We start from the raw sequence: 10,282 nt of genomic DNA, 5'->3' as shown, positions 1-10,282 counted from the left end.
AATCGTTTGCCGGCTTGTTTCTGTCAACGAAAAACTGTACTACCGAGTACACCATGACCGAACAGACAGGAATCTCGAAGCGCGAGGCGAACAAGGCCCGCAAGCGGACGGAGATCGTGCGGGTCGCATCGGGCATGTTCCTCGAACAAGGTTACGCTGCGACGACAATGTCCGCGATCGCCGATACCGTGGGCGGGTCCAAGGCCACCCTATGGGCGCACTTCGCGTCCAAGGAAGAACTGTTCGCGGCCGTTGTGGACATGCACGTCGAAGCCTTCGCGAAGGACGTGGAGGAAGTGCTGACCGGGCAGACCTTCTCGGTCCCGGCGCTGCGCCGCGCGTGCCTGCGCTTCATCGACTGCCTGCTGCGCGCCAACTCGGTGCTGCTCTACCGCCTCGTGGTGAGCGAGGGGGAGCGGTTCCCCGAGATCAAGGAGACGTTCTACGCACGCGGCCCCGCCAAGCTGCGCTGCGCGATCGCGGATTTCTTCGCCACCCGCTTCGATGCCGAGGAAGCGCGCAAGCTGACGCAGCTGACCGTTTCGGCCGTGACCGGCTACCGCTCCGACGTGCTGCTGCGCCCCGATCCGGTTGACCCGGCCCAGCACGAAGCCTTCGTCGACAACCTTCTGTCGCACAGCGTCTGGCCCGCGGAACAGCACGTAGCCTAGACCGCCCCGGCGATCACTGCCCGGCGTTCCCATTCGGGATTGGACGCAAGGCTCTCCCCTCCCCCATCCTCACGCTTCGGCTCGGGAGGAGAGGAGAAGCCCATGAGCGACGACACGTCGGCCGCGATCCGCGACACGCGCAAGGACTGGGTGGTCGAGCACCGCGACATGTACCTGTCGTCGGGCGGGGCGCAGGGCCACATCATGGATATCACGCCGGTAGGCGGAAGGTCCTTCGCCACGCATTGTCTGGTGAAGTACGTGGGCCGCAAGAGCGGCAAGGTCTTCATCACGCCCCTTTGCTACGCCGACATCGGCGGTGAAGTCGTGATCTGCGCGTCCAAGGGCGGCGCGGACCATCACCCCGCCTGGTATCTCAACATCCGCGAGGCCGGTACGGTCGACTTCCAGGTCGCCACCCAGGCCTTCCGCGCCACCTGGCGCGAACCGGAAGGGGCGGAACGCGACAAGGTCTGGTCCTTCCTGACCGACTGCCACCCCTTCTACGCGGATTACCAGAAGGCGACCGACCGCGTCATCCCGCTGGTCATGCTCAAGGCGATCGAGCCGATCCCCGTATTCAAGGCCGAAGACGCCACCGGCACCCGGCAATTCTAGGCGCCAATTCTGAGAGACACCATGAGCGACGACTTCGACTGTTCCGATATCGACAACTACCTTGGCAAGCCGATGGACTTCTCGCCCTTGCGCGAAGCCATCGCCCCCAACGACATCCGCCGCTGGGTCCATGCGATGCATTACCCCAACCTTGCGCATTTCGATCCCGGCCACGCCGAGGCAAGCGTCTGGGGCCGCCTTGTCGCACCGCAAAGCTTCGCCATCGCCACGGATGACGGTCACGGCGCGGCACCGGCCTGCGTCGGCCGCATCGAAAACTCGCACCTCCTGTTCGGCGGCGACGAGTGGTGGTTCCACGGCCCGCGCATCGAACCGGGCGACGTGATCACCAACACCCGCATTCCGTTCGACTACACCGTCAAGCAGACCGGCTTTGGCCCCACCTGCTTCCAGCGGGGCGACAACAACTATTCGAACCAGAAGGGCGAAGAGATCGCCCGCCAGCGCTCCACCTCGATCCGCTACCGCGCGGCAGCAGGCGGTGACAACGTCAAGACCGACGACTTTGAAGAGCCCGAATGGACCGACGAAGCGCTGGAAGAGATGGAGCAGCGCCGCTTCGCCTGGGTGCAGATGCTGCACGACCTCGGCAGCAAGGAACGGTGGTGGGACGACGTGGCGGTGGGCGACCAGTTGCCTGAACGCGTCTTCGGCCCGCATTCGATCGCCAGCTTCGCCACCGAATGGCGTGCCTACATCGTCAACACCTGGGGCACGCTCGACTTGCGCAAGCAGGATCTGGAGGGTCTTGGCTTCACGCGCGAGATGGCGGGCTACGAGAACGACCCCGACATGCTGAAGGTGAACCCCTTCCTCACTGACGGCGCGTACTACGGCCCATCGCGCGGGCACCTGTTCGCCAAGTATGCCCGCCGCATCGGCATGCCGCGCGGCTATGGCTATGGCGCATCGATGGGATCCTGGGTGACCGACTATCTGTCCGGCTGGGCGGGGCAGCACGGCATGGTCGTGCATTCCATCGCCAACTATCGCGGCCCCGCGCTGACCGGCGATGTGACGATCCAGACCGCCGAAGTCACCGAAAAGTCAGTGGACGATCAGGGCCGCCATCTCGTTCACGTGAAGCACTTGATGAAGAACCAGAAAGGCACGACTATGTGCACCGGCACTGCCGAGATCGCCCTGCCGAAGAAGCCCGGCTGAGGCCCGAAGTCTCACCCCGCCCCAAACTGGGCCCCACACTGGGCCTCAAACCGGGCGGGGTGAGAAGGCATGCAAGGCCCCGCCTGCGGATACCATCTCCACCCGCCCGGCGATCCACACATCGCCGCTTTCGTCCTGCGCGCAATGGACCAGTCCGTCCGCGCCGACCTTGCGCCCTTGCGCGGCGATGTAGCTGCCCTTCGCCAGCCCGCTGGCGAAAAGATACTGCGCTACCGCCGCATTAAGGCTGCCCGTCACCGGATCTTCGACGATCTTTCCGGATGGATCGGCGAAGAACGCCCGCAGTTCGAACTGTGCGTCCCCGCCCGAAGTGCACGGCCCCAGCAGCGCCACATCCGTTCCCGGCTGCGCACGCACCGCAGGTTCGGCGGCCAGCACCGCCTCTGCCGACGCAAGGTGCAGCACCTTCCAGCCCGGCCCGTTGGCGGCGTGAACCGCCGCGACGACCTGACTCTGGTCCGCCCCCGTCAGGCGCAACGTCTCGGCCACATCCTTGTCATCGAGCGGGCCGGAACGGATCAGCGGCGGCGCGCGGAACGCCAGCCGCTCTCCATCCTGCCGCACTTCGACAAGACCGATGCCGCATTCCTGCACCACGCAGCCGTCTGCCTGTGGTGCCCCACCGGCAGCAAGCCAGGCATGCGCGCTCCCCAGCGTAGGGTGCCCGGCGAATGGCAGTTCGCCCGCCGGATAGAATATCCGCACCCGATAGTCGGCGCGCGGGTCGCTGGGCGGCAGCAGGAAAGTCGTCTCCGAATAGCCCAGCCACTGCGTCAGCCGCAGCATCTGCGCATCGCTCAACCCCTCTGCACCGCGCACGACCGCCAGCGGATTGCCGCTGAGCGGCCCGGAACCGAAGACGTCGACGAGATCGAGAAACATAAATTGCCCTTTCGGAGCTGATTGCACTTTTGAACGTTCCATCGCAGGAAAGCACCACGCCGTCATGCGTGCCGCCCGCGGTTCATTGCAGGTTGTCATGATACCGTCGACCGGCCGCGACAGATTTCAAGCAATTCGTTGCAGGAGAATGGAAATGAAGAAATCCCTGCTGGCTCTGGCAGCACTGGCCACTACCCTCACCGCCCTGCCCATCGCCCCGGTCATGGCCGATCCGCCGCGCTGGAACGACCGTGACCGCGATGGGCGTCATGATCGACGGGATCGCTATGACAACCGCCGCAACATGTACGATTCGCGCGGTCGCTATCGCGAGCCGCGCCGTATCACCCGCGATTCCCACGTTTGGCGCGGCCGGGACGGGCGCTATTACTGCAAGCGCGATAACGGAACCACCGGGCTGCTGATCGGCGCCGGCGTGGGTGCGCTGGCAGGGAACCAGATCGCCGGCAATGGTGACAAGACCATCGGCACTATCCTGGGTGGTGTGCTGGGTGGCGCACTTGGTCGTGAGATCGACAAGGGCGATATCCAGTGCCGCTGAGCTGAACGCTCTGCTTGGGCAAGAAAAACGCGCCGTCCGAAAGGGCGGCGCGTTTTTCATTGGCCGCCGCATATGTGCGCCTCCCGAACGGTTTATGTTTCCCAAAGAAACATTTGGCTTCGGTTCACCGCTGGATCAGTGCGCCTCGTCACGCATTTTTTCCTGACGGCGCTTGTTCATCTGACGTTGTGGATCAATGAACGAATAGCGGCGTTACCAGCTCATTCCCACGCAACGATGAGGGCACATATCATGCGTAAGATGATTCTCGCCGCCACTATGATGGCGCTCACCATTCCGGCCACCGTCGCTTTCACCGCTCCGGCTGAAGCGCGCGATCACCGTCGCTATCACACCGACCGCGGTGTCAAGTACTGGCGCGGCAACAACGGTCGCTACTACTGCAAGAAGTCGAACGGCACCACCGGCCTCCTGATCGGCGGCGTTGCCGGCGCCCTTGCCGGCCGTGCGATCGACACCCGCGGCGACCGCACCGTCGGCACCCTGCTCGGCGCAGCCGGCGGCGCAGTTCTGGGTCGTGAGATCGACCGTGGCGGCGATCGTCCGCGCTGCCGCTGATCCTTCAGCCAGCCCCTTGCAAAAAAGGCGCGTCGTCTTCGGACGGCGCGCCTTTTGCTTTGTCCGCCCCTTCCATCCGCCGTCACGATACGCGCGCGATGGGTGCGCAAGGGGTGCATGAATCCTTTCCTACACCGGCCGCCTATGCTCCAATGCGGCCATGTTTCAGCGACTTGCATTCATGACCCGGTCGATCTCCAGCCAGGCGGCACCGTCTCTGCCCGCCCCCCGGAGTTCCTCCTTTGGACCGTGTAAACCGTGTAAACCCATGGTGACACCTTGCCGGGCAGCGGCATGACCACGACCGCTGCGAATCGCCCGGCCATGCTGGTTACCGGCGGGGCCAAGCGGATCGGCGCGGCAATCGCCCGCGCCTTCGGCGACGCGGGCTGGCATGTCGTGATCCATTACGGCCGCTCGCAGGCGCAGGCCGAAACCCTTGCCGCCAGTCTGCCAAGCGCGGAAATCGTCTCCTGCGACCTTGCCGATCGGGATGAAGGCCCCGCCATGGTCGAAGCGCTCGCCGCCAGGCTCGACGACTGGCGCGTGCTGATCAACTGCGCCGGGGTCTTCGACCTCGATACTGCCGATGCGCTGGACCCTGAAATTTTCACCGCCGCCATGCAGGTGAACGCGGCCACCCCCGCCCGGCTCGGGCAGGCATTCCTTGCTCACGCCCGTTCCCGTACCGGACGCCGCCTGATCAACATCACCGATCAGAAGCTGCTCAATCCGAACCCGGACTTCTTCTCGTACACGATGAGCAAGCACGCACTTTCCGCCACGATCCCGATGCTGTCGATGGCCCGGCAGGCGAAAGAAGATCGTGTCTACGGCATAGCTCCCGGCGCCATCCTCGCCAGCCATGACCAGAGCGAGGCGGAAGCGGAAGTGTCACACCGGATGAACTTGCTCGGCCGCCGGGCGACGCCCGATGACGTCGCGGGCGCAGCCCTTTTCCTGGCCGGCGGATGGCTGGACAGCGGGGAAACGCTCTACGTCGATTCGGGGCAGCACCTTCTCGCCCAGCCGCGCGATGTGCTGTTTCTGGCGCGGGGGTAGTAATTGTGCATTTCTCAACACAAGCCCCCTTGCCTAAGGGGATTTACCCCCGCACAACCCTCTCATGGCACTCGGTATTCTCGACCGCTTCCTCGAGCGCGGCGTCCGAAAGGGCGTGCTCGAACTGGCCCGCCCCGACGGTTCCCTCCGTCGTTTTGGAACCCCGGCAGAAGGCTTCCCGCAAGTCCGCATCCGCCTGACCGACAAGGGTGCCGAACGCCGCATCCTGCGTGATCCTCGGCTCGGCGCGGCTGAAGCGTTCATGGACGGCCAGCTCGAAGTCGAGCAGGGCGATATCATGGATCTCGTCTATCTGCTGCGCGCCAACGCACGCTGGGACAAGGGCGGAGAACTGAAGGAACACACCCCGTTCAAGAAGGTGGTCGGGAAAGTCGTCACCCTCGTCGACGGCATCAACCGCGCAGCCAGCGCCAAGAAGAACATCGCCCACCACTACGACGTGGGTAACGACCTATACAAACTTTTTCTCGACACAGAGCACATGCAGTATTCCTGCGCCTACTGGCCGTCGGACGATATTTCGCTGGAACAGGCGCAGACCGCCAAGCTTGCCCATATCGCCGCAAAACTGGCGATCGAGCCGGGGCAGAAGGTACTCGACATCGGCTGCGGATGGGGCGGCATGGCGATCTATCTTGCCAGGCACTTCGACGTTTCCGTCAAGGGCATCACGCTGAGCGAGGAGCAACTGGCCCTCGCCCGCGAACGCGCGATACAGGCAGGTGTGTCAGGCCGCATCGACTTCGAACTGATCGACTACCGCGACCTTGCGGCGCGGGGTGACAAGTTCGAAAGGATCGTCTCGGTCGGCATGTTCGAACACGTCGGCCAGGCGCAGTTCGACCGTTTCTTCCGCGACTGCGCGACGATGCTCGACGACGAAGGCGTAATGCTCCTCCACACCATCGGGCGCATGGGTGGGCCAGGTTCGACCGATGCCTTCACCCGCAAGTACATCTTCCCCGGCGGCTACATCCCGGCACTGAGCGAAACCGTGGAATCGAGCGAAAAGGTACGCCTCATCGCCACCGACGTTGAGAACCTGCGCCTGCACTACGCCAAGACCTTGCGCGAATGGTACAAGCGCTGCGTCGCCAGCAAGGATGCGATCGTCAAACTCTATGATGAGCGCTTCTACCGCATGTGGATTTTCTACCTCTCGGGCGCGACGGCAGCCTTCGAAAGCGGGGGCATGTGCAACTACCAGATCCAGTACACCCGATCCCGCCACGCCCTGCCGCTCATCCGCGATTACATCGCGCAAGATGAGAAGATGCTGCTGGGTTCCGCCGGCTGACGACCTGACCATTGCGAAGTCCGGGCGCACCTGCTAGCCGCGCGCCCAAACTTCCACCGCTTATTTCGCGAAAGCCGTGCCCATGTCCGACAGCATCAAGAAGGTCGTCCTTGCCTACTCCGGCGGCCTCGACACCAGCGTCATCCTCAAGTGGCTTCAGGTCACCTACAACTGCGAGGTGGTGACCTTCACCGCCGACCTCGGCCAAGGTGAAGAGCTTGAGCCCGCTCGCGCCAAGGCCAAGCTGATGGGCCTGCCGGACGAAAATATCTACATCGACGACCTGCGCGAAGAATTCGTGCGCGACTTCGTCTTCCCGATGATGCGCGCCAATGCCCGCTACGAAGGCGATTATCTCCTCGGCACCTCGATCGCCCGCCCGCTGATTTCCAAGCGCCTGATCGAGATCGCGCACGAAACCGGCGCCGATGCCGTTGCGCATGGCGCGACCGGCAAGGGCAACGACCAGGTCCGCTTCGAACTCTCGGCTTACGCGCTCGACCCGAACATCAAGGTCATCGCGCCCTGGCGTGAGTGGGACCTGACCAGCCGCACTTCGCTCATCGCCTGGGCCGAGCAGCACCAGATCCCCGTGCCCAAGGACAAGCGCGGCGAAAGCCCCTTCTCCACCGACGCCAACCTCCTCCACACCTCGTCCGAAGGCAAGGTTCTGGAAGATCCGTGGGAAGAGACCCCCGACTACGTCTACTCGCGCACGGTAAACCCGGAAGACGCGCCGGATGCGCCGGAATACATCACGATCGACTTCGAAAAGGGTGACGGCGTCGCCCTCAACGGCGTGGCGATGAGCCCGGCCACCCTGCTCACCGCCCTTAACGACCTCGGCCGCAAGCACGGCATCGGCCGCCTCGATCTGGTCGAGAACCGCTTCGTCGGCATGAAGTCGCGCGGCATGTACGAGACGCCGGGCGGCGAGATTTACGCCCGCGCTCACCGCGGCATCGAACAGCTCACGCTTGATCGCGGGGCGGCTCACCTCAAGGATGAGCTGATGCCGAAGTACGCGGAACTGATCTACAACGGCTTCTGGTTCGCACCGGAGCGCGAGATGCTGCAGGCCGCGATCGACCACTCGCAGGCCCGCGTCAACGGCACTGTGCGACTCAAGCTCTACAAGGGCAACGCCTCGGTCGTCGGCCGCAAGAGCGCCGACTCGCTTTACTCCGAACGCCACGTCACGTTCGAGGACGACGCTGGCGCCTACGATCAGAAGGACGCCGCGGGCTTCATCAAGCTCAACGCCCTTCGTCTGCGCCTGCTGGCCCAGCGCGACAGCCGCTAAGAGCTTTCCCGCAGGTTAACAGAGTCCGGCGGCCCGTTGCCAAAGCGCGACGGGCCGCTTTTGCGTCTATGGCCTTCGCAGAGCCGCACAGGTAGGACTCCCGCCATCGTCAACGACGAAGCGGGGTAAGTTTTGCAGGTACGTGGGATCAGCCGTTCCGGCAGCCTTCTGGCGCTCTGTGCCGTTGTCCTGCCGCTCGCAGGGCCTGCTCAGGCTGAAGCTCCGGTCGTTCTTGCTCCCGTTGCCAGCGTCAACGCCGTTGCGGCCGCAGAAGTTCCCGCTCCCCTTGCCGACACCGCTACTGCCGACGACATTCAGGTCACCCCGCCGACCCTTCAGAAAATCGGCAGCGGCATCGCCAGCTTTTATGGCCGCCATCTCAAGGGCGCCCGTACCGCCAGCGGCGAACGCTACGCGCCTGACGAACTGACCGCAGCGCACCGCACCCTGCCCTTCGGCACGCAGGTCCAGGTCACCAATCCGGCCAATGGCGAAGTCGTCGTCGTCACCATCAACGACCGCGGCCCCTTTCACGGCAACCGCGTGATCGACCTGTCCGACGCCGCAGCCGACGAAATCGGCATCACCCGCATGGGCAGCGGCAAGGTGGAACTGGCCGTCCTCGGCAACTAAGCTGCCCGGAGCCCTTCGGCCCGCAGGCTGACTTTTCTGAAAGGAAGGTCGGCCGGCGCAGCTGGGAGGGGGGTGGGGGAAGAGCCGCGCCGGCCTTCACATGCGATAACCGCGACACCGCCAAGGCGTTCCCGACCCCTCGATACTTTTGCCGAACCGTGCTCCTGCGCCGACGAAACGCGTGGATCAGCCGCCAACAGGTTTACACGGTTTACACGGTCCATAGCGGCAACCCCGGCCCCTTCGCCCGGCCCCTCGCCCGGCCCCTCCCCCCAAACGCCCTCCAGCGACTTGTACTCCATCGGCGCCGCATTCCCGGCTGCTACAAAGGCATATGAGAACAAGGCATCGTCGACGCGCGCGAAGGCACGCGCCTGCCAGCCGTCCCACCGCGCCGCACCGGCCTGCAGGAAAGCACTCCGACCCGGCGGCGCAGGATAGTCCGGCGCCGAAGCCCCAGCCTGAGCGCCGCCGCAATCCGCCCGCGCGTCCTCATCGTCCAGCGGCGGCACATAGCCCGCGGCCGCGTTGATCGCATCCACCGCGTCCAGCCACTGCTCCCGCGCCGCGACAAAGCCCGCCCCGGCCGTCTCTGCAATATAGTCTTCGCGCTCCGGCGGCAGCGCCGCGCCCTGCCCGGCAGCGAGCCGGGCGTCAGGCACATCCGCGCGCGGGTCTTCCCCGGCGACGAGCGCCAGCGCCTCGTCGAACCGGCCGGCCAGAGCCTCATGCCCTTCCCCCGCCGCATCGAGCCGCGCCAGATGCGCCAGCAACAACCGCGAATCGTAGCGCCGCCGCACCCCGACCAGCTCCCCCCGGAACCACACCGCCTCTTCCACCCCATCAAGCGCCCGCGTCGCCAGCACCTCCTCCACATGCCGCCGCGCCAGCACCAGAGCCGCCGTCCACGCATCCGCAAACACCGCATCGCGCCGCCGCAGCAGATAAGCCGAAGTCCGGCTCATCCCCACGAAAGCACACGCGGCCCGCACGTCGCCCTTCTGCGATAGCTGGTCGAGGAACCGCACCTTGCGGTCGGCGTCCCACGCGGTGTGCGAGACATCGGGAGAAGGAGAAGACAAGATGCGAGGGCCATCGCCCTCGCGCTCCCGGCCCCTTTCCGTCGCGCTCGAGGCCGACGAAGCGCCCGCCTGCTCGCCCGGAATACCAACGTCGTGAGAAGCGGGCACCCACCCCCGCCCGAACCGAGGCGCCCGCTGTTCTGCCCCCTGCGAGGGAGCGCAACCATCCTGAAGGGGCACAAGCCGATCCCCTGCCCCACTGTCGACACCAAAGCTGCTGGAAAAGTCCGTCATCGTCCACCTCGCGCAAGAGGAAAGCCACGAAAGACCACGACGCAGTCCGGACAGGCGCGTCGTGGGGGACGGATTAGTTATCGTATGTGGGGGAGTGTAGGAAAGCGATGCCGTGAAGTTACCGTTGGCAAG

11 protein-coding genes are annotated in these 10,282 nt (G+C 64.9%); 9 read left to right on the top strand and 2 right to left on the bottom strand.

What is annotated here, in order from left to right; translation table 11 throughout:
- Nucleotides 1-53: 53 nt before the first annotated feature.
- The 3 genes from A8V01_RS26680 to A8V01_RS26670 all read left to right on the top strand — a co-directional run bounded on the left by A8V01_RS26680 (nt 54) and on the right by A8V01_RS26670 (nt 2,474).
- Nucleotides 54-671, top strand: coding sequence for a TetR/AcrR family transcriptional regulator (locus tag A8V01_RS26680; RefSeq protein ID WP_103099251.1), 618 nt, complete (start codon nt 54-56; stop codon nt 669-671).
- Nucleotides 672-773: 102 nt separating this feature from the next.
- Entirely contained in the window at nt 774-1,289 is a 516-nt protein-coding gene (locus tag A8V01_RS26675; protein WP_103099250.1) for a nitroreductase/quinone reductase family protein, read from the top strand.
- A 21-nt stretch (nt 1,290-1,310) separates the two neighbouring features.
- On the top strand, nt 1,311-2,474 hold the full coding sequence (locus A8V01_RS26670) for an FAS1-like dehydratase domain-containing protein (protein ID WP_103099249.1): 1,164 nt from the start codon (nt 1,311-1,313) through the stop codon (nt 2,472-2,474).
- A gap of 45 nt (nt 2,475-2,519) precedes the next feature.
- On the opposite strand, the gene A8V01_RS26665 is transcribed toward A8V01_RS26670, so the two are convergent.
- Nucleotides 2,520-3,377: a PhzF family phenazine biosynthesis protein gene (locus tag A8V01_RS26665; protein WP_103099248.1), complete on the bottom strand. Its 858-nt coding sequence runs from the start codon at nt 3,375-3,377 to the stop codon at nt 2,520-2,522.
- Between the two features lie 154 nt (nt 3,378-3,531).
- Between A8V01_RS26665 and A8V01_RS26660 the strand changes: the two genes are divergently transcribed.
- The 6 genes from A8V01_RS26660 (at nt 3,532) to A8V01_RS26635 (ending at nt 8,834) form a co-directional block, all read left to right on the top strand.
- Nucleotides 3,532-3,939 (top strand): glycine zipper 2TM domain-containing protein, encoded by a 408-nt coding sequence (locus A8V01_RS26660; protein ID WP_103099284.1) that lies wholly within the window; start codon nt 3,532-3,534, stop codon nt 3,937-3,939.
- Between the two features lie 252 nt (nt 3,940-4,191).
- Nucleotides 4,192-4,518 carry a glycine zipper 2TM domain-containing protein gene (locus A8V01_RS26655; protein ID WP_103099247.1) on the top strand — a complete coding sequence of 109 codons (327 nt, stop codon included), beginning with the start codon at nt 4,192-4,194 and terminating at the stop codon, nt 4,516-4,518.
- A 294-nt stretch (nt 4,519-4,812) separates the two neighbouring features.
- Nucleotides 4,813-5,580, top strand: coding sequence for an SDR family oxidoreductase (locus A8V01_RS26650; RefSeq protein ID WP_245892853.1), 768 nt, complete (start codon nt 4,813-4,815; stop codon nt 5,578-5,580).
- 64 nt (nt 5,581-5,644) lie between these two features.
- A complete protein-coding gene (locus A8V01_RS26645) occupies nt 5,645-6,898 on the top strand; it encodes an SAM-dependent methyltransferase (protein WP_103099246.1) in 1,254 nt (417 codons plus the stop codon).
- 82 nt (nt 6,899-6,980) lie between these two features.
- Nucleotides 6,981-8,201 (top strand): argininosuccinate synthase, encoded by a 1,221-nt coding sequence (locus tag A8V01_RS26640; protein ID WP_103099245.1) that lies wholly within the window; start codon nt 6,981-6,983, stop codon nt 8,199-8,201.
- Nucleotides 8,202-8,333: 132 nt separating this feature from the next.
- Complete coding sequence (locus A8V01_RS26635) at nt 8,334-8,834, top strand: septal ring lytic transglycosylase RlpA family protein (RefSeq protein WP_245892852.1); 501 nt, start codon at nt 8,334-8,336, stop codon at nt 8,832-8,834.
- On the opposite strand, the gene A8V01_RS26630 is transcribed toward A8V01_RS26635, so the two are convergent.
- Complete coding sequence (locus tag A8V01_RS26630; RefSeq protein ID WP_103099244.1) at nt 8,831-9,916, bottom strand: hypothetical protein; 1,086 nt, start codon at nt 9,914-9,916, stop codon at nt 8,831-8,833. The two genes, A8V01_RS26635 and A8V01_RS26630, sit on opposite strands and share 4 nt — an antisense overlap.
- Nucleotides 9,917-10,282 lie beyond the last annotated feature (366 nt).

Origin of the sequence: Novosphingobium guangzhouense (assembly GCF_002896965.1) — a bacterium.
GTDB lineage: Bacteria > Pseudomonadota > Alphaproteobacteria > Sphingomonadales > Sphingomonadaceae > Novosphingobium > Novosphingobium guangzhouense.
Note: the sequence above shows the minus strand (reverse complement) of the source record. Positions and strands in the feature narration are given on the sequence as shown.

What these genes read in the sequence shown, in the direction of transcription:
- A8V01_RS26680 (WP_103099251.1), top strand. Translation starts at nt 54, where the DNA reads ATGACCGAACAGACAGGAATCTCGAAGCGCGAGGCGAACAAGGCCCGC.
- A8V01_RS26675 (WP_103099250.1), top strand. Translation starts at nt 774, where the DNA reads ATGAGCGACGACACGTCGGCCGCGATCCGCGACACGCGCAAGGACTGG.
- A8V01_RS26670 (WP_103099249.1), top strand. Translation starts at nt 1,311, where the DNA reads ATGAGCGACGACTTCGACTGTTCCGATATCGACAACTACCTTGGCAAG.
- A8V01_RS26665 (WP_103099248.1), bottom strand. Translation starts at nt 3,377, where the DNA reads ATGTTTCTCGATCTCGTCGACGTCTTCGGTTCCGGGCCGCTCAGCGGC.
- A8V01_RS26660 (WP_103099284.1), top strand. Translation starts at nt 3,532, where the DNA reads ATGAAGAAATCCCTGCTGGCTCTGGCAGCACTGGCCACTACCCTCACC.
- A8V01_RS26655 (WP_103099247.1), top strand. Translation starts at nt 4,192, where the DNA reads ATGCGTAAGATGATTCTCGCCGCCACTATGATGGCGCTCACCATTCCG.
- A8V01_RS26650 (WP_245892853.1), top strand. Translation starts at nt 4,813, where the DNA reads ATGACCACGACCGCTGCGAATCGCCCGGCCATGCTGGTTACCGGCGGG.
- A8V01_RS26645 (WP_103099246.1), top strand. Translation starts at nt 5,645, where the DNA reads ATGGCACTCGGTATTCTCGACCGCTTCCTCGAGCGCGGCGTCCGAAAG.
- A8V01_RS26640 (WP_103099245.1), top strand. Translation starts at nt 6,981, where the DNA reads ATGTCCGACAGCATCAAGAAGGTCGTCCTTGCCTACTCCGGCGGCCTC.